The 24,373-nt window shown below is 64.4% G+C and carries 24 protein-coding genes and 1 pseudogene; 9 read left to right on the forward strand and 16 right to left on the reverse strand.

The features are described 5' to 3' along the window. On the reverse strand, positions 1-806 hold an 806-nt coding region (gene mnmE, locus KBZ15_RS02745; protein ID WP_255013131.1), incomplete at its 3' end, for a tRNA uridine-5-carboxymethylaminomethyl(34) synthesis GTPase MnmE. Between mnmE and KBZ15_RS02750 the strand changes: the two genes are divergently transcribed. Both KBZ15_RS02750 and KBZ15_RS02755 read left to right on the forward strand, forming a co-directional pair. Further along, positions 793-1,050, forward strand: a complete 258-nt coding sequence (locus KBZ15_RS02750; protein ID WP_255013133.1) for a hypothetical protein — start codon at positions 793-795, stop codon at positions 1,048-1,050. The genes mnmE and KBZ15_RS02750 overlap by 14 nt on opposite strands. Before the next feature lie 104 nt (positions 1,051-1,154). Next, positions 1,155-2,450: an NAD(P)/FAD-dependent oxidoreductase gene (locus KBZ15_RS02755; protein ID WP_255013135.1), complete on the forward strand. Its 1,296-nt coding sequence runs from the start codon at positions 1,155-1,157 to the stop codon at positions 2,448-2,450. A 37-nt stretch (positions 2,451-2,487) separates the two neighbouring features. Here KBZ15_RS02755 and KBZ15_RS02760 read toward each other — a convergent pair whose 3' ends face one another. The 3 genes and pseudogenes from KBZ15_RS02760 to KBZ15_RS02770 form a co-directional block, all read right to left on the reverse strand. Then, complete coding sequence (locus KBZ15_RS02760; protein WP_255013137.1) at positions 2,488-4,026, reverse strand: alpha/beta fold hydrolase; 1,539 nt, start codon at positions 4,024-4,026, stop codon at positions 2,488-2,490. A gap of 209 nt (positions 4,027-4,235) precedes the next feature. Then, positions 4,236-4,601, reverse strand: a pseudogene (locus KBZ15_RS02765) ((p)ppGpp synthetase); the annotation flags it as partial. 88 nt (positions 4,602-4,689) lie between these two features. Beyond that, a complete protein-coding gene (locus KBZ15_RS02770; RefSeq protein ID WP_197152069.1) occupies positions 4,690-4,878 on the reverse strand; it encodes a hypothetical protein in 189 nt (62 codons plus the stop codon). Positions 4,879-5,145: 267 nt separating this feature from the next. Between KBZ15_RS02770 and KBZ15_RS02775 the strand changes: the two genes are divergently transcribed. Genes KBZ15_RS02775 through KBZ15_RS02785 form a run of 3 tightly spaced genes read left to right on the forward strand, consistent with a single transcriptional unit; the run spans position 5,146 to position 6,546 of the window. Next, positions 5,146-5,541 (forward strand): hypothetical protein, encoded by a 396-nt coding sequence (locus KBZ15_RS02775; protein WP_255013138.1) that lies wholly within the window; start codon positions 5,146-5,148, stop codon positions 5,539-5,541. 5 nt (positions 5,542-5,546) lie between these two features. Next, the gene (locus KBZ15_RS02780) at positions 5,547-6,356 is read left to right on the forward strand and encodes a class II aldolase/adducin family protein (protein ID WP_255013140.1); all 810 of its coding nucleotides are present in this window, start codon (positions 5,547-5,549) and stop codon (positions 6,354-6,356) included. Positions 6,357-6,396: 40 nt separating this feature from the next. Further along, positions 6,397-6,546, forward strand: a complete 150-nt coding sequence (locus tag KBZ15_RS02785; RefSeq protein ID WP_197152072.1) for a hypothetical protein — start codon at positions 6,397-6,399, stop codon at positions 6,544-6,546. 30 nt (positions 6,547-6,576) lie between these two features. Here the strand turns inward: KBZ15_RS02785 and KBZ15_RS02790 are convergent, their stop codons facing one another. After that, positions 6,577-8,862 carry a bifunctional (p)ppGpp synthetase/guanosine-3',5'-bis(diphosphate) 3'-pyrophosphohydrolase gene (locus KBZ15_RS02790; RefSeq protein WP_255013142.1) on the reverse strand — a complete coding sequence of 762 codons (2,286 nt, stop codon included), beginning with the start codon at positions 8,860-8,862 and terminating at the stop codon, positions 6,577-6,579. Between the two features lie 52 nt (positions 8,863-8,914). On the opposite strand from KBZ15_RS02790, the gene KBZ15_RS02795 reads away from it, so the two are divergent. Then, the gene (locus KBZ15_RS02795; protein ID WP_255013143.1) at positions 8,915-10,516 is read left to right on the forward strand and encodes an ABC transporter ATP-binding protein; all 1,602 of its coding nucleotides are present in this window, start codon (positions 8,915-8,917) and stop codon (positions 10,514-10,516) included. Here KBZ15_RS02795 and KBZ15_RS02800 read toward each other — a convergent pair. From KBZ15_RS02800 to KBZ15_RS02810, 3 genes are read right to left on the reverse strand one after another with little or no spacing between them, the layout of a single operon-like run. Then, positions 10,503-11,447, reverse strand: coding sequence for an RluA family pseudouridine synthase (locus KBZ15_RS02800; RefSeq protein ID WP_255013145.1), 945 nt, complete (start codon positions 11,445-11,447; stop codon positions 10,503-10,505). The genes KBZ15_RS02795 and KBZ15_RS02800 overlap by 14 nt on opposite strands. Further along, a complete protein-coding gene (gene ylqF, locus KBZ15_RS02805) occupies positions 11,444-12,358 on the reverse strand; it encodes a ribosome biogenesis GTPase YlqF (RefSeq protein WP_255013147.1) in 915 nt (304 codons plus the stop codon). Before ylqF ends, KBZ15_RS02800 begins: the two co-directional genes overlap by 4 nt. Beyond that, complete coding sequence (locus KBZ15_RS02810; RefSeq protein ID WP_197152085.1) at positions 12,359-12,733, reverse strand: universal stress protein; 375 nt, start codon at positions 12,731-12,733, stop codon at positions 12,359-12,361. It lies immediately after the preceding gene. A 196-nt stretch (positions 12,734-12,929) separates the two neighbouring features. Here KBZ15_RS02810 and KBZ15_RS02815 point away from each other — a divergent pair, with 196 nt between their 5' ends. After that, positions 12,930-14,135: a phosphoglycerate kinase gene (locus tag KBZ15_RS02815; protein WP_255013148.1), complete on the forward strand. Its 1,206-nt coding sequence runs from the start codon at positions 12,930-12,932 to the stop codon at positions 14,133-14,135. Between the two features lie 18 nt (positions 14,136-14,153). Here KBZ15_RS02815 and KBZ15_RS02820 read toward each other — a convergent pair whose 3' ends face one another. The 4 genes from KBZ15_RS02820 to KBZ15_RS02835 all read right to left on the reverse strand — a co-directional run bounded on the left by KBZ15_RS02820 (position 14,154) and on the right by KBZ15_RS02835 (position 17,483). Then, entirely contained in the window at positions 14,154-14,600 is a 447-nt protein-coding gene (locus tag KBZ15_RS02820) for a hypothetical protein (protein WP_255013150.1), read from the reverse strand. Positions 14,601-14,698: 98 nt separating this feature from the next. After that, a complete protein-coding gene (locus KBZ15_RS02825; protein ID WP_255013152.1) occupies positions 14,699-16,015 on the reverse strand; it encodes a HAMP domain-containing sensor histidine kinase in 1,317 nt (438 codons plus the stop codon). Next, positions 15,975-16,679, reverse strand: a complete 705-nt coding sequence (locus KBZ15_RS02830) for a response regulator (protein ID WP_315859843.1) — start codon at positions 16,677-16,679, stop codon at positions 15,975-15,977. The genes KBZ15_RS02825 and KBZ15_RS02830 overlap by 41 nt, the downstream gene beginning before the upstream one ends. A 51-nt stretch (positions 16,680-16,730) precedes the next feature. After that, positions 16,731-17,483 carry a hypothetical protein gene (locus tag KBZ15_RS02835; protein WP_255013156.1) on the reverse strand — a complete coding sequence of 251 codons (753 nt, stop codon included), beginning with the start codon at positions 17,481-17,483 and terminating at the stop codon, positions 16,731-16,733. Between the two features lie 53 nt (positions 17,484-17,536). Here KBZ15_RS02835 and KBZ15_RS02840 point away from each other — a divergent pair, with 53 nt between their 5' ends. Further along, positions 17,537-18,631, forward strand: coding sequence for a glycosyltransferase (locus tag KBZ15_RS02840; RefSeq protein WP_255013158.1), 1,095 nt, complete (start codon positions 17,537-17,539; stop codon positions 18,629-18,631). On the opposite strand, the gene KBZ15_RS02845 is transcribed toward KBZ15_RS02840, so the two are convergent. Continuing rightward, positions 18,610-19,707, reverse strand: coding sequence for a pyridoxal phosphate-dependent aminotransferase (locus KBZ15_RS02845; RefSeq protein WP_396123391.1), 1,098 nt, complete (start codon positions 19,705-19,707; stop codon positions 18,610-18,612). The genes KBZ15_RS02840 and KBZ15_RS02845 overlap by 22 nt on opposite strands. Before the next feature lie 122 nt (positions 19,708-19,829). Between KBZ15_RS02845 and KBZ15_RS02850 the strand changes: the two genes are divergently transcribed. Further along, positions 19,830-20,666 (forward strand): pentapeptide repeat-containing protein, encoded by an 837-nt coding sequence (locus KBZ15_RS02850; RefSeq protein ID WP_255013162.1) that lies wholly within the window; start codon positions 19,830-19,832, stop codon positions 20,664-20,666. Between the two features lie 70 nt (positions 20,667-20,736). Here KBZ15_RS02850 and KBZ15_RS02855 read toward each other — a convergent pair whose 3' ends face one another. From KBZ15_RS02855 to KBZ15_RS02865, 3 genes are all read right to left on the reverse strand, one after another. After that, positions 20,737-21,231, reverse strand: a complete 495-nt coding sequence (locus KBZ15_RS02855; RefSeq protein WP_255013165.1) for a hypothetical protein — start codon at positions 21,229-21,231, stop codon at positions 20,737-20,739. A gap of 29 nt (positions 21,232-21,260) precedes the next feature. Beyond that, positions 21,261-23,537 (reverse strand): general secretion pathway protein D, encoded by a 2,277-nt coding sequence (locus KBZ15_RS02860; RefSeq protein ID WP_255013170.1) that lies wholly within the window; start codon positions 23,535-23,537, stop codon positions 21,261-21,263. A gap of 105 nt (positions 23,538-23,642) precedes the next feature. Continuing rightward, the coding region (locus KBZ15_RS02865) for a hypothetical protein (RefSeq protein ID WP_255013167.1) at positions 23,643-24,373 on the reverse strand (731 nt) is incomplete at its 5' end.

Below are 24,373 nucleotides of genomic sequence, written 5' to 3' on the forward strand. Positions count from 1 at the left end.
AGTTCGGTCACGATCGCCTTCTGCCGCTGGCTGAGCAGGTTGAGCAGGCTGGATTTGACCACGTTCGGCCGGCCCACGATCGCCACCCGCAGGCCCTCGCGCAGCAACTCCCCCTGGCGCGCCTCGGCCACCAGCTGCTCCAGCTCGCCGTGAACCGCCGCCAGCTCGGCCGCCACCGCATTGCCATCGAGGGGCGACAGATCCTCCTCGAAATCAACCCGGGCCTCCAGCTCCGCCAGCTGATCGAGCAACCGCTCGCGCAGGGCGCCGATGCGCTGATGCAGGCCGCCATCGAGGCCAGCCATCGCCAGCTGGGCCGCCCGGCGGCTGCGAGCCGTGATCATCTCGCTAATCGCTTCGGCGCGGGTGAGGTCGAGCCGGCCGTTTAAAAACGCCCGCTGGCTGAATTCCCCCGGCAACGCCCGCCGTGCCCCAGCCGCCAGCATCAATTCCAGCACCCGCTGCACCGCCACCAGGCCGCCATGGCAGTGCAGTTCCACCACGTCTTCCCGGGTGAAGCTGCGGGGGGCCCGCATCAACAACAGCAGGGCCTCATCAACGCGCTCACCGCTGGCCGGATCCACCACGTGGCCGTAGAGCACCCGGTGGCTCTCCCAGCTTTGGCTGCCTGGGGCCACAAACAACTGGTGACCAATCGCTTCGGCCCCAGGCCCAGAAATCCGCACGATGGCCACACTGCCCTCCCCAGGGGCCACGGCGGTGGCCACGGCGGCAATGGTGTCGAAGCCGTAGCCGTGGAGGTGGTCGTGGGGATGGCCGTGGTCAGTGCCGATGGAGGAAACCATCACCCCATTTCAGCGGTTAGCTGGCCAGGCCGGGGAACACCATCAGATCGATATGGCCCCCATTGGGATGGCGCCATTACCGAAATTCCGCCGACAGGGCCCGCTGCTCGACAGCCAGGAATTGGGCCTACAAGTCTTGAAGGCCCTGGTGCACCAGATCGAGGCAGGTGCCAATCAGTTGGGGCGCTTCCGCGGCGGTCATGACTGGACACAAACTAGTCAAAAACGAAGCGCAACATATTGATTGACAAATTAGAGGTTCACAAGATAGCCAAGGCACCTATCTAGCCCTATCGGCAAAGCACCCACCTCACAACACCTAACCTATTGCGGAAGCAAAGCGTCGAAATGCCAACCCCTCTCAAAATAGCCATCATTGGTGCCGGACCTGCCGGACTCACCTGTGGACTGGCCCTGGCAAGACGTGGGGTTGACATCACGATCTTTGAAAGGGGCGGCAATCATCTGGAGACGGCCACCTACAACCCCAATCGCAGCTACACAATAGATATCACTGGTCACGGGAAAAAAGCCGCAGAACATGTGGGAGCAAGCAAACGCTTTGACCAGGAGCTGATTCGATTTCGTGGCCTCAAATATGCACTCCCTGCATGGACAAATCGAGCACCCAACAGAACGATGACCGAGGCCTATCCAGGACAAGGCTGGACTGGAAGCCGGGGAGACATATGCAGGGTTCTTCAAGCAGAGCTAAGCCAAGCTGGCTCGGCCAACTCACGCCTGTTCTTTGCCACAAGGGCGCATCTCATTGACGCAAGAAAAGGCATCCTTCTTCTGGAGTCAACAGACAAAAGCAGCTGCCATGAAGAAACATTTGACATGATCATTGGCTGCGATGGGAGCGGAAGCGCCACCCGCTCCACATTGCAACAGCTTGATCCATCGTTCTCTGTGTCATCAATGGACCTAGGGAATCACTCAATCATGCTGCATCTTGACCAACATCTCGACGAGTTGAATCCTGAGTATCTATATGTGCATGCAGTTCGCCCTGTAACGGCAGTAACCGGCGCCATTAACGGGCCGAACGGAAGGGAAGATCCTCGATGGTTTTGCCAGCTTGGATTTTCAGGATCTCGTAGTTTTTCCTCTGCAGACGAGGCCAAGAAGTTTCTTCAACAAACCCAGCCTTTGCTTCTTCGTTATGCCTCACCAGAACGCATCGCAGAGTTCAGCCAGCGGGACTGCATCGCCACAGGCAAATCCAAGCGCTGTTCTTCCCTCGTCAGCGGCCGGGTGGTACTAGCCGGCGATGCGGGAGCGCCGGTGCCCCCCATCGGCCAGGGCGTGAATGCCGCAATGGAAAGCGCCATGGTGCTTGACCAATGCCTGGCTCTAGCCCTGGAGCAAGGCTCTGAGGCTGGCGCCGTTGTCGCCCAGGCCCAGGAACACTTTCTGGCGCGATGGACCCCAGAAGCAGACGCCTTGCGGGAGATCGCCCTTACCGTGGACCTCTCGAAGAGCTACACCTCGAAGCGCCTTTTGCTAGCGGGTGCGCTGGGCTATTCAGGGGTAGCAAATGCCAAGAAGGAGGCGCTGAGCTACCAACAAGCCTGGATGATATTTCGCACTTGGGAGCAAAGATTGCGCTTTACCCCCCTACGTTGGTTGATTCCCGGCTAGATAAAAAGCCACAGTCTTGGCTCTCAAGTCTTAGGACCTATCGCTTGGCTTTCTCCCTCGGCACATCCACCAAAACCATGGTTGGGCTGCCCCAGCCGTTGGCTGGAAGCAGATCAGAAGCATTGGGTCCAGGCGCTACGGAGGAGCCCGCCGCAAAGGCCCCATTCACCCAAGCCAAAATCACTGGCGAGAGAACAGCCACCGACTTCTCACCTTTCGGAGCACGCAAATTGAAATGGTCACCGCCTTTTGCTAGCACGAGATGGTGACCATCATCAGGAGCCATACCAAAGGGACCTATCGCCTCGGGATCCGGAGGAACAACAAAATCACGAGTTCCGGAGATCAGGAGAATGCGTGCATGCAGGCCGTCTTGACCAATACGAGGATCAGCTATCAAGCCAATCGGTGGGCTCACCACAACAATGGCCTTGACCCTCGTATCAGACATATTGAAATCGGCAGTCGCATTGACAAAGGAGCATTGCAAAACCCAGCTAATACTCTCATCAGGATCATTGCGATTGGGGCAGCGCAGTCGAAGCAAGTCACCGTTGGCGCGAATACCAGCCAACTGGCCTACAGTAACCCCACCCCATGAATGGCCTATCGCTACAACATTTTTAGTATCAATACCCTGAAATCCAGCAAGACGGCCATCGGCCACTGCATCGAGAATTGCTTTCACATCCTGAGGCCTGAGTCGTAATTCAGCAGGGGAAGGAGGCGGTGCCGATCCATCCAACATTGCGGCTTGCTGGCCTTTATCACTCCCCTGATGAACCGGAAGAGTCACGGTGTAGCCATAGGAGGCCAAGTATTCAGCCCAGCCCCAAAAACTATGGGGCGAATCCCATAATCCATGGGAGATCACCACAAGCTTGCCATTGGGGTTCCGCGTGGGCGCAATCACCTCGATCTCAACGGGCGCCTGCCGGTGGGCCGCCACCAGCTCAATCCGTCGTGAGGCAATCGGCAGGGGACCTGGCTTCTGAAGCTGGGGGTCAATGGTTGCCGGAGGAAGGCTGGCCGCCAATTGGTTGGCCACCCGCATCAATCCCACATTTCGCTGCATGTTGGCAAGCATCTTGTCCAAGTCAAAGCTGGCGCTCTGGCCAGGCAACTGCTGCAGGATCGATGACAAGGTGACGGGGCCTGCCTCGGTGGCCCGCTTAATCGCTGCTTTGAATTCTTGCTGTGATTGCATGGACGTAAGCCCTTGAAGCTGGCCGAGCGCCGCCAAGCCTGCGATCACCTGATCAACGATGGCTGTACCGCCACCTCCTTGAAATGTTGCCTTACTCAGGGGGAGGGGCGTAAAAAATGCCTTGGCCAAAAGTTGACCAAGTTTGCCGTCCGTCGCACGGTCAACCTCTGCCAAATCACTGGTGCCATTGAGCAGGGCCTTCGAATTAGCAAGCTCCGAAACTTTGACGGTATAGGTACCCAAATCAAAAGGGAACTTGATCTGCACCACTTCAATCGACCGTGCCGGCAAGGAGATAGCCGTTACAGCAAGAGCCCCAAGCCAACTCAAAGAAGCGAGCAGGCCACGAAAGCGGGAGCTCTGATTCATTCGGCAATATAGATCCTGTGGACACAGTGAACTGTAGCGGGTATTTTGCCAGGGTTTCAAGCAAGATGGGTTCAACCAATCCCCATCCGGCAGATGTCGAGCACATCTGCCGGATGGGGATTTGGTTCATGGTGTTGGTGAGCTTGCCTGCGGCGGCGCGAATCAAGATGTCTTTCTGCCCATTGCTGAGCACCGGGGGCAGCCGCTTCGGAGGCCAGCAGATCTTCGGTGCCGACCAGGTTGCAACACTTGGCCACCTTGGCCATCGCCTTCCCGTGGAGCAAGGCATCAAAGCCATCCCGGCCCAACTCGCGCTCGAGCATCTCGGTACCGCGGCTGATGTTCTCGTCGCGGTGGCCACGAAGTTCAACCAATCGAGGCTGGGGTGGGTCGCCTTGGCGGGATCACCTGCACGCAATCGCCGTTGGGGGTGAACACAAACACCTCCTCATCGAAGAGGTCGTCCTTGATCGAGGCGAGGTAGTCGCTGCTGTCATGGCCCCGCCATCATTCTGCCAATCCACGAGCTGGCGCAGCCAGCTGAAGCACTCGGTGTCGCCCGCACTGGCGGGGGAGACCCGGCGGCGATGGTGTCAGCAAATCCGACGTGGTCGGGTATCGCAGCATTTCAGCGCCAAAGTGCCCGCAGATCTAGCGCCCTGCTCAGGGGTTAGCCAGCCCCGGAAACACCATCAGGTCGATGTGGCCACCTTCCGGGTGGCGCCACTCGCGAAACTCCTCTGCCAGGGCGTGCTGCTCCCGGGGGAGAGATTGGGCCTGGAGATCCTGGAGGCGCTGATGCACCAGGTCGAGGGTTTCGTCGATCAGCTGGGCCGCTTGCTCGGAGGTCATGACTGGCTATCCCGCAGGTGGGGTGGTTGTAGGTAACCAGGCCCAAACGGGCTGTAACTACGGCAACGCCAATCAGAAGCCGCTGACCAGCAAGCCATAGGCCAGCTGGTCAACCGTCCCATGGCAATGGCGGCCAACCGCTGCGAATCGCACCATCACTCCATGGATAAGATCCTCGAGTTCAGCTCTGCCAACAAGCAGTCTGGACGGGCCCAGCGATCTCCAAACTGGTCCAAAACAGACTCCCAGGAGCTCCGCAAAGGACTGATGTTGAGCATCGCCGGGGCAGCCGCTTTGGCAATCCTGTTTGGCCTCGCCCACTTTGTGAAGCTCGATAGCCTGCTGGTTGCCAGCCAGGCGATCTACAACCTGATCAGCGGCGTTCACATCATGGCCAAAGGCCTGGTGCGCCTGCTGCTCGGGGTTGCCCAGATGCTCGGCTTCGCAGCCCTGGCCGTGGTGGCAGTGACAGCCGTGCTCTCACTTGCCAGTGGATCTGTGCGGATCGGCTGGAAACTGCTGCCCCAGCTTGAATCCACCTGGGAACTGCTGGCCAATGGCCTCAACGGCATCACCGATTTGCTGATCCTGCCGCTGGGGCGCTCGAAGGCAACTCGCCAGGCCAACTCCCGCCGTGCCGCCTCCAACCAGAAAGCCGCCTAATTGCGATGGAGCCAGCGGACAGCGGCTGTATCGATGGGGTGCCACTCACCCCCAAAAACATCCGGCATCAAAGCCCGCCAATTTTCAGCTGCTTGGCCGAGGAAAGACAACACCGCAAGGAAAGGCTGGCCGGCGCCCTGCGCATCTTTGGCCGCCTTGGCTTCGGCGAAGGGGTCGCCGGGCACATCACCGCCCGGGACCCGGAATATCCAGACCACTTCTGGGTGAACCCCTTCGCCCATTCATTTCGGCGGATGCGAGTCAGCGACCTGATCCTGGTGAACCATGCCGGCGAGGTGGTGATCGGCAACCGTCCGGTCAACCGGGCGGCCTTCGTGTTGCATGCCGCGATCCATCAGCGTCGACCGGAAGTGAATGCCGCGGCCCACGCCCATTCCCCATACGGCAGGGCCTTTGCCAGCCTGGGCCGGCACCTCAATCCGATCACGCAGGATGCCTGCATGTTCTTCAACGACCACGCCTTGATCAGCGAAGACGGCGGCAAGGTGGTGCTGGAAGAGGAATCCGGCCAGAGCTTCGCCAGGCACTTTGATCACGGCAAAGCAGCCATCCACCAGAATCACGGCCTGCTCAGCGTGGGCGAGAGCGTTGATGCGGCGGCGTTCTGGTTCATTGCCATGGAACGCTGCTGCCAGAGCCAGCTGCTTGCGGAGGCGGCGGGTGAACCCCAGCTGATCCGAAACGAGTGGGCCGAATACACCCACGCCCGAATCGGCACGGAGCAGGCCGGCTGGCTGAATTTTCAATCCCTCTGGGACGAGATCAGCAGCAGCGACCCCGACCTCTTCGACTAGGGCCACTGGTGCGAAGATCAAAGACCCTCAACAACTACCTGTGGCAGACGGCAAGGGATCCTCTGGCTCGGCACTCTCCGGCCTGCTGCTGGTGCTGGGTTCCCTGGGGGGCCTGGCCCTACTGGGCTGGCTGACGGTGGTGATGCTCGACCTGAAGCACCTCAACACCGGCGGCTTCACCTTGCCTTAAAGCTTCAATTTGCCCTTAATCCATCCGGGTCTAGCCGATCCCGGTGCGGGCGATGTCAAGCACGTCGGCCATAGAACGGATCTGGCCGATGGTGCTGGCCAGCTGGCCGGAACTGTCGAGCTCCACCCGCAGGTCAATGCGGGCCGGCTTACCGGGAGTGGTGCGCACCCGGGCATCACTGACGTTGATGCGGTGGTCTGAGAGGCGCGTGAGGATGTCCTTGAGCACGCCAACTCGATCGAGCACCTCGATGCGCAACTGCACTGGATAACGCCGCGGGCTGACTTGCACCGCGGAGTTCCAGCGCACCGGCAGGCGCCGTTCGGCCGGCACCTGGCCCAGGTTGGAGCAGTCCTGGCGATGGATGGTGATGCCGTGGTTACCCAGGGCCACCGCTCCCAAGATCGGCTCGCCGGGCAGGGGGGTGCAACACCCCCCCAGCCGATAGTCGAGGCCTTCGAGGCCCAAGATTGCGCTGGTGCCCGCCGGCGACGAAGACTGGAGATCGGGATGGGCAGCGTGGGCTGAAAGCTCGGCGGCGACCTGCTCATTGCTGGGCACCGCCACAGCGGCGGCGCTGGCCAGGCGCAGTTCCTCCCGCAGCCGATTTAGCAACTGGTGCAGCGTGACCCCACCAAAGCCGAGGGATGCCAGCAGATCCTCCGTGCCGGCAAGGTTGCAACGGCGGGCCACCCGGGCGATCGCCTCGCCGCTGAGCAGGGCATCGAAGCCGTCGCGACCCAGTTCGCGCTCCAACATCTCGGTGCCGCGCAGGATGTTCTGGTCGCGATGGCTCGTCTTGTACCAATGGCGGATGCGGTTGCGGGCCGTGGGGGTGGCCACGAAATTGAGCCAGTCGAGGCTCGGGTGCGCCGTCTTGGCGGTGATCACCTGCACGAAATCGCCGTTCTGTAGCGGGGTGGCCAAGGGGCAGAGGCGATCGTTGATGCGCACTCCCTGGCAGTGGTTGCCGATCTCGGAATGGATCCGGTAGGCGAAATCAACGGCGGTGGAACCCTTGCGCAGCCCCACCACATCGCCATTGGGGGTGAACACGAACACCTCCTCGTCGAAGAGGTCCTCCTTGATGGAACGCAAAAAATCGCTGCTGTCCTTGCCACCGTCATCCTTCTGCCAGTCCACCAGCTGGCGCAGCCAGTTGAAGCGCTCCGCATCGGCCCCGGGGGCCGCCGGTGAACCGCCCTCCTTGTATTTCCAATGGGCGGCGATGCCGTACTCGGCCACCCGGTGCATCTCAGTGGTGCGGATCTGCACCTCAATCGGCCGATGGCGACCGATCACCGCCGTATGCAGCGACTGGTAGCCATTGGGCTTGGGTAGGCCGATGTAGTCCTTGAAGCGACCGGGAATCGGCCGGAACGTGTCGTGGACAACCGCCAGGGCCCGATAGCAGCCCTCCAGGTTGGGGCAGAGGATCCTGAGGGCGGCCACGTCGATGATTTCGTGGAACGCCTTCTGCTGGCGCTGCATTTTGCTCCAGATGCCATAGAGGTGCTTGGGCCGGCCACTCACCTCACAGTTGTGCAGCCCCGCGGCGGCGAGGCGATCCCGCAGCAACTGCACGGTCACCCCCAGGCGCTCTTCCCGGTCACTGCGCTTGGTTGCCACCTGCTTCTGAATGTCGCGGTAGGCCTCGGGCTCGAGGATTTTGAAGGCCAGATCCTCCAGCTCCCACTTGAGCCTGCCAATCCCCAACCGGTTGGCGAGGGGGGCATAGATCTCCCGGGTTTCGCGGGCGATGCGCTGCTGCTTCTCTGGCTTGAGGGCCGCCAGCGTGCGCATGTTGTGGAGGCGGTCTGCCAACTTCACCAGCACCACGCGGATGTCGCTGGCCATGGCCAGAAACATGCGACGCAAATTTTCTGCCTGGGCCTCGGTGTAGTTGGTGAAATGGATCCCGCCCAACTTGGTGACCCCCTCCACCAGGGCCCGCACCTCGGCGCCGAAGTGGGCCTCGATCTCATCGGGGGTGACTCCGGTGTCCTCGACCACGTCGTGCAGGAAGCCGGCGGCGATTACCCCTGCACTGGCGCCGGTCTCCCGCAGCAGATCGGCAACGGCGATCGGATGGATGATGTAGGGCTCGCCTGTGGCCCGCAACTGGCCCTGGTGATGGCGGTAGGCGTAATCGAAGGCGCAGGCGAGCAGCAGCTCGGGGTCCGTAGGGCAGCTGTTGTCCTGGCCCGGCGGCACGTGCTCTAGGCAGCGCTGCAGCCACTCGGGCAGGGGCACGCCATAGTCAGCAGGGGGGCGGATCGATCGGTCCTGATCAAGATCGGCAACCGCCTTGAGCATTCCGCCCTGTGGATTTCTCCCATCGTATGCAGATACTGCCTAGCTGGAGACCATGACCAGCCCCGTGCTTGCGATTGACCACCTGGTGGTGCGCTACCCGGGCTGCGACCAGCCCACCCTGGATGGGCTGACCCTGAGCCTGAGCCCAGGCCAGAGGCTGGCCCTGGTTGGGCCCTCCGGCTGCGGCAAGAGCACCGTGGCCCGGGCGGTGCTGCAGCTCCTGCCCCCAGGCAGCCAGTGCAGCGGCGGGCTACTGCTGGCGGGGCAGGAGCCCGGCCGGCTGCAGCGGCCGGCCCTGCGCCAACTGCGTGGCGAGGCGGTGGGCCTGGTTTTCCAGGACCCCATGACCCGGCTCAACCCCCTGCTGACCATCGGCGACCACCTGGGGGACACCCTGGCCGCCCACCGGCCCCGCTGGCGGCGGCGCCAGGTGCGAGAACGGGCCGAGGAGCTGCTGACCAGGGTCGGGATCAACCCCCAGCGCTACGGCAGCTACCCCCATGAATTCAGCGGCGGCATGCGTCAGCGGCTGGCGATCGCCCTGGCCATGGCCCTCAATCCGCCCCTGGTGATCGCCGACGAGCCCACCACCAGCCTGGATGTGGCCATCGCCGGCCAGGTGATGGGGGAGCTCAGCGCACTTTGCGGCGAAGCGGGCAGCGCCCTGCTGCTGATCAGCCACGACCTCGCGCTGGCGGGCCGCTGGTGCGACCAGATCGCCGTGCTGGACCAGGGCCGCCTGATCGAGCAGGCCCCCGCCCAACAACTGCTCACCGCCCCGGCCTCCCCCCTGGCCCAGCGGCTAGTGGCCAAGGCGCGGCAGCGGGAGGGAGCCCAGAGTGCGATGCCCGCACCGGCGCCGGCCCTGCTGGAGCTGGAGGAGTTGCGCAGCTGGCACCCTTTGCCCTCCCTGCCCTGGCAACGCCGCTGGCTCAAAGCGGTGGACGGGGTGAGCCTGAGGCTGCAGCGGGGCGAAACCATTGGCCTGGTGGGGGCATCAGGCTGCGGCAAGAGCACCCTCTGCCGAGCCCTGATGGGGTTGGCACCGGTGCGGGGCGGCACGGTGCGACTCGAAGGCCGCAACCTGCTGGCCCTGCGCGGCCAGGCCCTACGCCAGGCGCGACGGGGCCTGCAGATGGTTTTTCAAGACCCCCTGGCCTGCCTCAACCCACAGATGGTTGTGGGCGAAGCCATCGCCGATCCCCTGCTGATCCACGGCCTGGCCAGCCGTAACCAGGCCCGCCGCCGGGCCCGGGAACTCCTCTCTGCCGTGGGGCTGACCCCAGCTGAAGCCTTCGAAAACCGCCTGCCCAGCCAGCTCTCGGGCGGCCAGCAGCAGCGGGTGGCCATCGCCCGGGCCCTGGTGCTGGAGCCAAAAGTGCTGCTCTGCGACGAAAGCGTCAGCATGCTCGACGCCGAAGTGCAGGCCGACGTGCTGGCCCTGCTGCGGGATCTGCAGCAGCGGCTGGGCCTGGGCCTGCTGTTTGTCACCCACGACCTGTCGGTGGCCAGCGGCTTCTGCCACCGGGTGATCGTGCTCGACGGCGGCGTAATCGTGGAGGAGGGCCCGGGCGCCCGGTTGCTGAGCCATCCCCAGGCGGCCATCACCCGCAAGCTTGTGGAGGCCTGCCCGCGGCTGCCTAGCGCCGCCTGAGCGCCGCCAGCAAGCGCTCAAACAGCTCCGGCAGCGGCGCCTCGCACACGATCCGCTCGCCGTGGATCGGGTGGTTGAGCCCCAGCTGCACGGCGTGTAGGGCCTGGCCGGGCATATCCAGCGGCAGCTTGCGGCAGCGGGAGTACACCGGGTCACCCACGATCGGATGGCCCAGGTGGGCGCAGTGCACCCGGATCTGGTGGGTGCGGCCGGTATCCAGCTTGAAACGCAGGAGGGAGTAGTCGCCCAGCCGCTCCACCAGGCGCCAGTGGGTGCAGGCGTGGCGGCCCGAGTCGTCGTGGACTACGGCGTATTTCTTGCGGTCGGCTGGGTGGCGGCCGATGGGGGCCACGACCGTGCCGGAATCGGCCGTAGGCACCCCGTGCACCACCGCCAGATACTGGCGCGAGGCGATCCGCTTCTGGATCTGCACCTGCAGCTTCACCAGCGCCTCCTGGCTCTTGGCCACCACGATGCAGCCCGTCGTGTCCTTGTCGAGCCGGTGCACGATGCCGGGCCGCAGCTCCCCGCCGATGCCGGGCAGGTCGGGGCAGTGGTGCAGCAGGCCATTCACCAGGGTGCCGTCCCTGTTGCCGGGCGCCGGATGCACGGTGAGCCCGGCGGGCTTATTGAGCACGATCAGATGGGAGTCTTCGTAGAGCACATCCAGGGGCATGGCCTGGGGCACCAGATAGGGCAGGGGCTCCGGCGGCGGCATCCACAGCGCCACGCTGTCGCCCTGGCGCAGGGGGGTCTTGGCCCGGCCGGTGACCCCATTGACCCGCACATAGCCGGCTTCGATGAACTTCTGGATCCGGGCCCGACTCTGCTCCGGCCGCTGGGCCACCAGCCAGCGATCCAGCCGCATCGGCAGGGGCTTGGGGTAGGTGAGCGTCAGCAACTCACCTTCGCCTTCGCCGAACTCGCTCACGGCAGCTCCAGGGCGATCGCCCCCAGCCGGCCGCAGCGAAAATCGTCGAGCAGCTTGGTGGCCATGCGCAGGCTGTCGCCACTGGTATGGCGCTCGGCGGCGGCGGCCAGCCAGGCATCGGCATCAGGCTGAAAAGCCGGGGCTTCAAGATTCCGTACATCCTGTACAGAATTCTGCACAGCTAATCCGTAGCGGCGCTCCAGCAGGCCATGGGGCACTCCAGCGGCGGGAAGCTGCTCCAATCCGGCCAGCAGAGCCACAAAGGCCAGGGCAGCGGCCTCGTTGTCATAGGCCGCCTGGCCAATGTCATCGCAGAGGGCCAGGCGCAGGGCTGCCTGCTGGTCGTCTAGGCGGGGCGGCAGCACGCCTGGGGCATCTAGCAGGTCGAGGTCCTGGCCCAGCCGCACCCAACGCAGGCTGCGGGTCACTCCGGCCCGGCGGGCGCTGTCCACCACCTTCTGGCGCACCAACCGGTTGATCAGGGCCGACTTGCCCACGTTGGGGAAGCCCAGCATCAGGGCCCGCACCGGCCGCGGCTTCATGCCCCTGCCGGCCCGGCGGGCATTGAGGGCCTCCCCGGCCCGGATCGCCGCCTGTTGCAGCTGCTTGACGCCGGTGCCCACCTTGGCGTCACACCACCAGCAGGTCTGCTCCTGGGCCCGGAACCAGGCGGTCCAGGCCTGGCGCACCGGCGCCGGAATCATGTCGACCCGATTGATCACCAGCAGGTGCTGCTTATTGCCGATCCAGCGCTGCAGCCGGGGGTGGGAGGTGGCCAGCGGAATGCGGGCGTCGCGCACCTCGATCACCAAATCCACCTTGGCGAGATTTGCGTTGAGGGCCCTCTCCGCCTTGGCGATGTGGCCCGGATACCACTGGATCGCCGGGGCATTGACGCTGAGTTGCGTCACCTAGGGCACCACCAGCACCGGACAGGGAGCCAGCTGGATCACCCTCGCCGCGGTGCTCTGTTGGTCGCTCTCGATCGCGATGCCGCGGGTGCCCATCACGATCACATCGGCATTGATCTCATCGGCCACATCACCGATCACAAAAGCTGGCATGCCCTCACGCTCGATCACCCGGCAGCTCACCCCAGCCTGCTCAAACCGGGCCCGGGCCTGCTGGAGCAGCTCAGCGGTGGCGGCCGGGTCGTCCTGGCCGGGCTCCACCACCGAAAGCAGCACCAGGGAGCTGGCGTGCTGCTGGGCCAGTTTCAGGGCCACCGCCGCCGTTTCCAAGGCCTGACGGCTCTGGTCGATGGGAAAAAGAACGGTTTCGAACATGGCGCGGGGTACGCAGACAGGGCCGTTAAGGGCTGGGATATTTCAGTCTGGAGGGCGCTCCGGAATCCGGCCAGGGCGGCCGGGTGGGGGAAAGCCGAAGGGAGGCAAGTGGGAGTTCAAGTGGGAGGGCAAGAGAAAAGCCAGGGGCGGGTCGGGGGCTAACCTCCCCCGGCTATTCCCTATCACCTGGAGCCCCATGGCGAAGCGATCCCTGGCCAGCCTTTCGGCCGATGATCTCCGCGGCAAGCGCGTGCTGGTGCGGGTTGACTTCAACGTACCGCTCGACGACGCCGGCGCCATCACCGATGACACCCGCATCCGTGCGGCCCTGCCCACCATCGCCCACCTGCGCGAGAACGGCGCCAAGGTGATCCTGGCAGCCCACTTCGGCCGGCCCAAGGGCCAGGTGAACGAGGGCATGCGCCTCACCCAGGTGGCCGCCCGCCTCAGCGACCTGCTGGGCGTGCCCGTCACCAAGACTGAAAGCTGCATCGGCCCCGACGCCGAGGCCAAGGTGGCCGCCCTGGAGGAAGGCGGTGTGGTGTTGCTCGAGAACGTGCGCTTCTTCGCTGAGGAAGAGAAGAACGAGGCCGAATTTGCCCAAAAATTGGCCTCCCTTGCTGAGGTCTACGTAAACGACGCCTTCGGCGCCGCCCACCGGGCCCACGCCTCCACCGAGGGGGTTACCAAGTTTCTCAATCCCAGCGTGGCCGGCCACCTGATGGAGAAGGAGCTGGCCTACCTGCAGGGCGCCATCGATGCGCCCAAGCGCCCCCTGGCGGCAATCGTGGGTGGCTCCAAGGTGAGCAGCAAGATCGGCGTGCTCGAAGCCCTGATCGACAAGTGCGACAAGATCCTGATCGGCGGCGGCATGATCTTCACCTTCTACAAGGCCCGCGGCCTCTCGGTGGGCAAGAGCCTGGTGGAAGAGGACAAGCTGGAGCTGGCCCGGGAACTCGAGGCCAAGGCGGCCGCCAAGGGCGTGCAGTTCCTGCTGCCCACCGATGTGGTGCTGGCCGACAACTTCGCCCCCGATGCCAATAGCCAGATCGCCAAAGTGGAGGCGATTCCCGACGGCTGGATGGGCCTCGACATCGGCCCCGACTCCCTGAAGGTGTTCCAGGCGGCCCTGGCCGACTGCAAGACCGTGATCTGGAACGGGCCGATGGGCGTGTTCGAGTTCGACAAGTTTGCCGCCGGCACCAACGGCATCGCCCACACCCTGGCGGAGCTGAGCGCCACCGGCACGATCACGATCATCGGCGGTGGCGACTCGGTGGCCGCCGTGGAGAAGGTGGGCGTGGCCGAGAAGATGAGCCACATCTCCACCGGCGGCGGCGCCAGCCTGGAGCTGCTGGAAGGCAAGGTGCTGCCCGGCGTGGCCGCCCTCGACGAGGCCTGAAGCAAGCAGGTCAGAACCTCAGGGAGTCTGGGTCTTCGTTGCGGGACCTGGACTCGCCTTGAGCTGCTTTACATCGGATTTAGGGCGGCTTTCAGGCAGCTTGATGCCATAACGGGCATACAGGCTGCGAAGCTCCGACCATTCACTACGACGCTGCGCCATGTTCTGCTTTCGCTCCTGGCGCATGCAACCTTTCAGCGCATCAGAAGTGGCTGCCGCGCTCAGACAGCGTTCCCCCTGCTGCAAGATTGTGATGCGGGCCTTTTGATTCTTCACGGCCAAAGCCTTCTGCTCCGGAAAGATCTTGACGCGCTGCTCCGCGGTGAGTTTGGAAGCCGGTGAGGGGCCCTCCGCTCTGGCGGGGAAAGGGGCCAATCCCACCAATAGGGCCGCCAAAGGTATCGCCAGCGAGGTGACAGGAGAACGACGCCAACAATGGGTAGAGAAGCCGGAATTGAAGTTCACTTGGCAATCAGGAGGAAACGACTTCCCAACCATGACGGGAAAATCTGACTGAACCGCGACAGACCAGCGGCCCGATTGTGACCGGATGTGTCTGCCGCTCAGGGACGGGGCAACGACCCAAAGCGAATCGCCAGACCAAAGTTCAGGCCTGGAGCGGGTGGCGGCTGACGCAGCTGTACGAGCTCACCGCCCCCGGCCCTGGCGACCCGTTGGGCAATGGCCAGGCCCAGGCCAGCGTGGCCTGCGCCACCCCTCGCTGGATCGAGGCGATTGAAAGGCTGCAGGGCCCGATCCCAAGCATCGGCCGAAATGCCTCGCCCCCCATCCCACACCTGAATTTCAAAACCCTGGCCCCGCCCACCCCAGGGCCCCAAGCTCAGACGAAAAGGCGCCCATCCATGGGACCTGGAATTGTCCAGGAGATTGGCCACGGCCCGCCCCAGGGCGATGGGCCGTACCCAGCGCTCGAGGGGCACAAGATCCAGCTCCAGATCATCGCCATAGGAGGCAGCCACCTCGGCCAAAAGCTGCGCCAACGGCACCTGCACTGCGAGTTCAGCCTGCTCACCCCGTGCAAACACCAGAAATTGATCGGTGATGCGTTCCAGCGCATCGAGATCGGCGCTGGAACGGTCATCGCCTCCGCGGCCGTTCAGGCTGAGACGCAGGCGCAGGCGGGTAAGCGGAGAGCGAAGGTCATGGGCGATCCCGGCCAGCATTTCTGAGCGATCCTGAGCCGCTCGCCGCAGCCGCTCCAACATTGAGCCGGTATGCCTGACAAGGCGTCGGACCGCAGGGGTGCCCTGCTGGTCAGGCAGGGCCTGCAAGGCCGCAGCCATCGCCGCGAGATCATCTCCACCGCGGGCCAGGGCCAACTCAAGCTGCCTCAGGGGGCGATCCACCTCCAGGGTCAGTACTAGGAGCATTGAAACCAGCCCCCCCGCCAGCAGGGCGATGGCAAGCAAGGTGGCATCCGGTGGCCAGAGCTGAGCACCAGGCAAGGGAACAAACAGCCAAACCTGCTCCAGCGGCGAGACCATCTCCACCCATAACCCCTGTTCCGGAGGCGGAGCCACCCGCACCGATGGACACTGGGCCAGTCGCCGGCAGAGCACCGCCCGCAGCTGCCTGGCCTGGAGGCCGGAACTGCCCGCTGGCGTACGACCCACCGCGAGGCGCAGACCAGTCACCTGGGCCAGACCCGTGGGGGGCAGGCTCTCCAGAGCAAGGGACCCCAGGTTGAGGCTGAAGGACACGTCACCGCCCAGCTGCTCGATGCGGCTGCGCTCCAAACGCTGGGCCAGCAGGGTCTGAAGAAGCACCAGGGTCAGGGACGCAATCCCCAGCCCCAGGCTCCCATAGACCAATAGGCGCCTAGCGACGGGGCTGACCATCAGGCACGAAGACGTAGCCATAGCCCCATACGGTTTGGAGATAGCGGGGCCGGCTGGGATCGGGCTCGACCAGACGCCGCAGGCGCGAGATCTGCACATCCATGCTGCGGCTATCAATGGCGCTGGCCGGACCCCGGGCCAGTTCAACCAACCGCTCACGGGACAAGGGGCGATGGGGATGGTCCACGAAGACCGCAAGCAGGGCGAACTCTCCACTGGTAATCGGCACCAGCTCCCCGTGCCGCTCGAGTTGCCTGGCCTCGAGATCCAACTTCAGTTCACCGAAGGCGACCGGGTCCCGGTTGCGTTGGGGTGCGCCTACCGGGCCTGCCTGGCGACGCCTCAGGACAGCCGCAATCCGAGCACTCAGCTCCCGCGGCAGGAAGGGCTTGGCCATGTAATCGTCGGCGCCTTGCTCAAGACCGATGATCCGGTCGACAGCATCGCCGCGGGCGGTGAGCATCAACACCGGCAAGTCGTCACCCCCATCGCGCAGGCTTCGCAGCAGGGTCAAGCCATCCTGACCCGGCAACATCTGATCTAGGACAAGGAGATCGGGTCGCTCGATGCCAAGACGGGCCAGCAACTGGCCCCCATCGGCCAAGCCCCGGACCCCATACCCCTCCTGGCCCAGGTAGGTGGTGAGCATGGTGCGCAGCTCGGGATCGTCGTCCACCACCCAAATCTTGAGTGGACGTCCAGCATCTTTAGGGCAACCGAAATGGGGCACCCCGGCTCAGGGATTCAACTGGGCCTTGTCAGTCACCACCCGTACCCGCTTGGTGGCACTGATCAGGCCCTTTGGGTGCACCAGCAGCACGGCCCAGGTTTGGGAACCGGGGGTGAAAGGAGCTTGCACGGTCTTGAACAGGCCGCCGCCGCCGAGGGCTCCGAGCTGCAGGTCGGGGCTCTCGAGTGCACTTACCTGCTGACCGGTCAGGGCCACCAGGCCACCGGCAACGATGGCTCCATCGAGGGGTTCATCAATCAGCACATCCAGGTCGTAGCGCTGGCCGGTGAGCACGGCATCGGGGATCAACAGGCTGACCGGCAGATCGACCTCGCCACTGCGCAGCAAGGCTTGCTCACGAATCACGGTTTGGCCATTGATGCGGCTGCCGCTGCTGCTGAGCACCAGCTGTTGCTGGGCCTCCAGCCGGAAGCGTGTGGGGCCTTCCTGGCGACTGCCAGTCACCTGTAGTTGCACCGTGGCGCTGCCGTCACGCAGGGGCGCGCCGGGGCCCACCTGCCAGCGGGCATCGGGAAATTGGCGCAACAGGGCCCGGCGCCGCAACTCCACCAGGGTGACATCCAGGCCCGTGCCGTTCTCCAGCACGGCCGCCAGCTCTGCGCCGCCGTTGAGGGCCTTCTCCAGCAGCTGCAGCTGGGCCCCACTGGGCATCGCTGCGGCCGCCGCCGCTGGATTGGCCAGCAGCAGGCCGAACAGCAGGCCAAACGGCAAGCGTCTCAAAAGCTGGGGGCTCGGCATCTGGGCGGCGGAAACCGCTTTTAAGTTAGGCGCGCCCGCGACCCCTCGCATCCATGCCCAGGCTCCTGATCGCTGCCAGCGGCACCGGCGGCCACCTGTTCCCAGCCCTGGCGGTGGCCGATGCGATGCCGGCGGACTGGAGCATCCAATGGCTGGGCGTGCCCGACCGGATGGAACGCCAACTGGTGCCCAGCCGCTATCCACTCCAGACGGTGCGGGCCGGCGGGCTCCAGGGCCGGGGCCTGAGCAAACTCTGGAACCTGGTGCAACTGCTGCGGGCCAGTGGTTCCGTGCGGCACATGATTAGCCGGGAGGGCATCGAGGCGGTGTTCACCAGTGGCGGCTACATCGCCGCGCCGGCCATTTTGGCGGCCCGCTGGAGCGGCGTGCCGGTGGTGCTGCACGAGAGCAATGCCGTGCCCGGCAAGGTGACCCGCCTGCTGGGCTGGCTCTGCAGCCGGGTGGCCGTCGGCCTGCCCCAGGCCGCCGACCGCCTGCCCCGCTGCCGGCCGGTCGTCACGGGCACCCCCGTGCGCCAGGCCTTCCTGGAGCCCGCCCCCCTGCCTGCCTGGGCGCCCCTGGGGCCGGGCCCCCTGCTGCTGGTGATGGGCGGCAGCCAGGGGGCCCTCGGCCTCAACCGCATGCTGCGGCCCCTGCTCGCCCCGCTCGCGGCGGCCGGGGTGCGGGTGGTGCACCTCACCGGCAGCAACGACCCCGAGGCGGGCCAGCCGCTGCCGGCCGGCGTGGTAGAGCGGCCCTTCAGCGACGAGATCCCCGGCCTGCTGCAACACGCCGACCTGGTGATCAGCCGCAGTGGCGCCGGCGCCCTGAGCGAACTGGCGGTAGCCGGCACCCCGGCAATTCTGGTGCCCTATCCCGCCGCCGCCGATCGCCACCAGGATGCCAATGCCGCAGCTGCGGCCCAACTGGGGGCCGCCGTGATCGTGTGGCAGCACCCGCCAAGCGAACCGGCTCTCGAGCGCAGCCTCTGGCGCCTGCTGGGGCCGCGACTGCGGGGGGCGGCTGCCAACTCCGATCCACTGGTGGCCATGGGAGCCGCCATGGCCCAGCTGGCGGTGCGCGATGCCGATCGGCAGGTGGCGGCTCTGCTGCTGAGCCTGCAGGCTCAGCGCTCAGCCAGCTCCTGACGCAGGGAGTCGATGATGCGGCGGTTGTGCTGGTGGCTCTGGTAGCCGATCCGCAGCCAGTTCTGCCCCAGACCGTCAAAGGAGCGGCAGTCGCGCAGCAGGATGTGGTGGCGACGCTCCAGCCGTTCCCGCAGCGGCAGCAGGGAGGTTTCGCCGCGAATCAACAGGAAGTTGGCGGCCGAAGGCAGGGGGCTGATGCCCGGCAACTGGGCCAGCTGCTGCTGGAGCCAGGCCCCTTCACGGGCCGTCCAGCGCTGCACCCTGCGGCCCCAGCGGCGACAGGCGGCGGGATTGCCAAGCAGGCCTTCGCCCACGGCGGCGGCCAGACCATTCACCGGCCAAGGATCGCGCCAGCAGCCCCAGCGCCGCAGCCGCTGGGGCTGGGCGACCGCGTAGCCCAGCCGCAAGCCGGCAATGCCATAGAGCTTGGTGAGGCTGCGGATCACCACCAGGTTTGGCTGGGCCGCCACCAGGGGTATCAGGCTCTGGTCTTCTCCGGCTGGCACCAGGGGCAGAAAGGCCTCATCGACGATCACCAGGGCAAACCGCCCCAGCAGGGGCTCCAGGGAGGCCCTGCTCCACAGCTGGCCGGTGGGGTTGTGGGGATTGGTGATCCACAGCACCTCGGCCGCTGGTGGGGCCGGGAACTGCTGGGGCTGCACTGCTGGCTGCAGTGCTGGCTGGAGTGGCAGGGGCATGGCTCGCCAGGCACCTGCCCAGCAGGCCAGGGCCCGCGGGTAGTCGGCGAAGCCCGGCTGGGGCAGCACACTCACACCAGCCGCCGCCGCATCCCGGGCCGCCCAGGTGAACAGCTCGGCTGCGCCGTTGCCCGGCAGCACCGCATCGGGGCTGAGGCCGTGGAAGCCGGCCAGGGCGGCCCTCAGGGCCGCGTGATCGCGATCGGGGTAAACCCGGGCTTGGGCCCCGAAAGCAGCCCGCAGCAACTGCCAGCGCACAGCCCAGGGCGGCCCGAAGGGCACCAGGGAGGCACTGGCATCCAGCAGCTGGGAGGGACGGCAACCAAGACGCTCAGCAGTGGTGGCCAGGTTGCCGCCGTGGCGCTCAGGAGGCGGCATCGGCATGGCTGCAAGTTAATCGGGGTGCACGACAACCACAGACGGCTCCGCAGCGAGGAGGTTTCTGGCGGAGCGGGGCTGCGCTATCAAGACCTTGGCGTTCCAGCTCTCCCAGGCTCTCGATGGCAATCCCGATCCCCAGGCCACCGGGCGCGGCAGCCACCCCGTTCCTGGGTCTGGCCATGGGTCTGGTCCTGGAGCTGGCCCTGGGGCTGGGGCCGGCAGGGGCGGTGAACAACGACCAGCTGATGCAGCTGCTCGCTCACAAGGCCTGCCAGGGCTGCAAACTCCAGGATGCAGACCTGGTGCACGCCGATCTGCGGGACGCCCAGCTGCAGCGAGCCCAGCTGCAGCGAGCCAATCTGGGCCGGGCCCAGCTCGATGGCGCCAATCTCAGCGGTGCCGATCTGAGCTTCAGTTCCCTGCTGGGGGCATCCCTGCGGGGAGCCAATCTGCGCGGCACCAAGCTGGAGGGCACGGATCTGCGCGACGCGGATCTCAGTGGCGCCCAACTTGACACCAATGCCCTCGCTACAAGCCACTGGAAAGGGGCCATTGGCGTGAGCGCCGAGCTCAGCAGTTATGCGGCGCTGCACAATGCGGGCGTGGAAGCGGCCCTCGAGGGGCGTTTGCCTGAAGCGGAAAAATATTTCAATCAGGCCCTCCTCAAACAACCGGATGCTGCGATCACCTGGCTGGCCCGCGGCATCACGCGGGTCGAGCAGGCAAAACGCGAGGAAGGGGTGCAGGATTTCATCTATGCAGCCAGCCTCTATGAGCGGCAGGGCGCCCCAGAAACAGCCATCGAGCTGCGCAGGGAAGCGGAACAACTGAATAAAGGAGCAAAGAAACCGGCGGGGGGCAACGGCATGGGCGGCACCCTGCTCCAAGGGGCGGCGGGGCTCTTCCAGGTGTTGGCACCGCTGGCGGCCAAGGCCCTGATCCCCTTGCCCTTCTGAGCAGTCACCAAACCAGCCAGCGCCAGCCAGTGGCTTGCAAGCGCCGCTGAAATGGACCCGTAAAAAAATACTAGATTTTGATAAATACGGGGTCTTTGAGATCCGCTCTGGTCAAACCGATACGACCCTTTCTGGCCTCAATGGCTACCAGCCTCCAACCCCTGGGCAAAAATTCAGTCGACTGGCCCCCCACTTGATCGAGGTACACCTCGCCCGACCTACTTTCGTGTTGAACAAACACTGCCTGCTGGCCGGATGCCTTGATGAAACCAAGCACCGCAAAGTTGCCGAGCATTTCACGGATCTTGGCTGGTGTTGGAGCCTGGGCCTGAGCTGCAGCAAGGGGAGCGGGAATGGGGCCGAAGGGATCCAGCCGGCCCTCAGGGAAGCTCTCGATCACCTGTTGGGCCGTAGGGGCCTGGGTAAGACCTGCAGAAGCAAGGGAGGCTTGGGCGGTGGGCCCTTCCGGTTGGGGCCGCCTCTGCAGGGCTGACGGATCAACATCGGCCCGATTGGCTGCTGAGTCGCCGTTGGGTGCGCTGCTGCAGCCAAAAAGGGCAAGCAAAAGTGCGCCCACAACTAGCAAACGCCCGTTCATTGGCCAGGCGAGCCATAGATCATGCGCCTGGCCTCTTCCGTATCAGGCCTGAACCCATATCCATAGGCACCACCCATTTCGTCATCGATGATCTTGGGAGTTACCATGATCACCAATTCACGTTTTTGACGAACATTGCCGCTGGAACGGAACAGCGAGCCAATAAATGGAATATCCCCCAAGATGGGCCACTTCCTCACCTCGGCACGATCAAAATCGGAAATCACGCCGGTCATGATCAAAGTCTGACCGTCGCGTACCCGCAGGGCGCCAGTATCTAGGCGCCGCACACTTAATATATTAATATTACCGCAACCTGGCACCGGATTACTACCCGTAATGGCTGAGACGCTCGGCGACAATGCAAAAGTAACAAAACCATTGTCGTCAATTTTTTCTACCCGAGCACCCAAAACCAATCCAGCGGTGGTAAGAGTGGGCTTGCAGGTTATTATATTGCTTGTTCCGGAGGCATTAGCCGAGCTGGAGGGATCATACTGGGTAATAACATTAGTTCCTACACGAACAACTCCTTCATTGGCTCGGCGTCGACCGATTGGGGAATCAATATTGTAATCATCTAGCGCCCCTGGACTAGATGATCCCGCTCCACTGGATTGACCTGATTCACGCAATTCCGCTGGATTTTCCTGAAGAATCAAGGTAGGGCTGGCCAATAGTTTTGTATTTGCAGAAACTATTTGAGCCCTTAGAAAGTCATAAAACTGATTCGGCGGATAGGCAGTTCCAGGATTTACGGGTGCAGGGTTAAGAGGCGCAACCTGAACAATTTCCTGGCTGTTAAGTTGCCCTGAGTCAAGGGTCTGGTTTTGTAGTTTAGCGGATTGCGCCCCGCCAGCTAGAACATCAAATTGCGCCGCGGTCGGCGGCAAATTATTACCAAATGCGCCAAGTAGCTGGCCATTATCATTGACAATGAAATTATTGCCCCATCGAATCGCAAAGCTATTGCTCATCGTCGAGTCGTTATCTAAATTGACATCTAAGATCTTCAAGGATAACGCCACCTGGCGCTGGCGCAGGTCAAGCTGCTTTAGGTATTGCTCGGCAATGAGTATCACCGAAGAATCTCCCACTAAAGTGATTGTTCCCAGCCTGGTGTCGGTAGTTGCCCGCAGGCCCACCAGGGGGCCTGTAGAAGCTCCATAGGCTTCCACCATGGTCTGACTACTTGATTGGGTGGTGGCGCTGGAAGTAGCCCCGATGACGGCCGCGCTTTGATTGGCGCCCTGGGTAATAGCGGTGGTGATGGTATTGGTTTTAGTAACAGAAGCGCCTAGATTGGCAAGGTAATCGGCGGCTGAGTTTGCGCTGACTTGGTTTAATCGATAAACCTTGGAAAGCTGGGGACCGAATGATTTAGACAATACATTAAGCCCTGCAAAGATTGTATTTCCCTCGACCCTTGCCTGCAGGCCCGAGCCCATAAGAATGGCATTGAGGGCCCTGCTGTAGGCCTCACCCCGAAATGAGACGGTGACAGGCTGGGCCCTTGGGGCGTCTTTGTTTGCAGGCGAAGATTCAGCAGGCGCACCAGCGCCCTGGCCAGGGTAGGGATTCTGGCTTGTAGGGGGATTATCCACATACACAAACCCATAACCACCCAGCTGGGCCAGCACCATCAACACATCCCTGGCGTTAGCTCCTCGCGTGGTGAGGGTTACGGGAGGTCCACTCAATCGGATGTAGCCGCGATTTTGAAGCGTCATCGTGCCCACCGCCATATCCCCCAGGGGCGGTGCCACGGCCCGGGGCCGCAGGGGGGGAACAAAGCTCTCGATGGGCACCGGGGTGGGCTGGCGCAAATTGGGGCGCGCCGTCTGAGAGAGCACATTGGGCTGGGCCGGGAAGCTCACCACCAGGTCCCGACCGTCACTGCTGATCACCGGCGAGGCCAGGGGGCGTCCGGCCACGGGCGTCACCGTGAGCCGGAAATTCTCACCACTGCCCTCGAAGCTGATGCGCTCGAAACCCTCAGCCGGCAGCGCCAGCGACTGGGGCCCCACCTTCAGGGCCCGGGGGCGATCCGTGCGCAGGTCCCCCTGCCAGCGGTCGGCCAGGGGCTGCTGGGTCAGGGAGGCCCCCAGGCCAGCCTGCTCCAGCACCAGCTCCACCGCATCGGGCAGGCGCCGCACCTTCAGCTGCAGCCCACCCATGGCCTCCTGTGGGCCAGGGTTAGCCGCCTGAGCCGGTCGGCGGGCCTGGGCAAGCACCTGGTTGGCGGGCAGCAGCAGGGGCGTTGTCGCCACCACCAGCGACAACCAGGCGCAGCCGATCCGAGCCACCAAGGCCAGCCTTCCCGGGAATGGCCCGATGGTATCCACCAGAACCCCGCCCCGCCAGGCCCCTGGGCCCGCTCAAGGCTGGCTGGAACCAGTCTTGCTGGAGCTGTAGAGGGTCAGGGTGAAGGTCATCGCCGTGGGGGCTGGGGCCGGCGCGGCGGCGGGGGTTGGGGGGGAAGCTGGCGAGCTGGCTGGCGAATCAGCTGCGGCGGCGGCGGGGGCCTCAGCGGCGGCAGGGGCCTGGCCAGCCGTGGGGCCAACCTGCTGCAGCGTGAAGCCGCTCTGCCGCACCAGCAGGCTCAACCGCTCCATCGCCCGGATGAAGCCAAGCAGGTTTGGATAGGAGCCCACGGCCTTGAGCTGCATCTGGGTTGCCTGCAGGCCCGCACCGGCCAGGGGATCGGGCGGCTCAGCCGGGGCTGCGGAGGCGGCTGGGGCGGGCTCCCCTGGCACGGCCTGTGGCTTGGCCGGCTGGAGCACATCGAGCTGCACGCCGTGGCGCTGGGCTTGCCGATCTACCTGGGTGAGGAAGGTGGCCAGATCCCCACTGCCCGCGATCAGGGCCAGCAGGCGGGCCTGTTGCAACTCGGCGCGTTGGGTCGCGGTGATTGTTTGATCCAGCTGCTGCCGCAGCAGGGGAATCCCGGCCGCCGTGGCCTGCTTCTGGGCCTGGCGCTGGTTGGCCTCGTTGAGTTTCTGCAGCTGGGGAATCACCCAGCCCCCCAGCAACGCCAGCGCGACCACCCCGCCCAGGGCCAGGGGCAGCAGCAGCAGCTGACGCGGCGATAGGCGGCTGCCGGCCAGGG

The sequence above is a fragment of the Cyanobium sp. BA20m-p-22 genome (assembly GCF_024346275.1).
Classification (GTDB): domain Bacteria; phylum Cyanobacteriota; class Cyanobacteriia; order PCC-6307; family Cyanobiaceae; genus Cyanobium_A.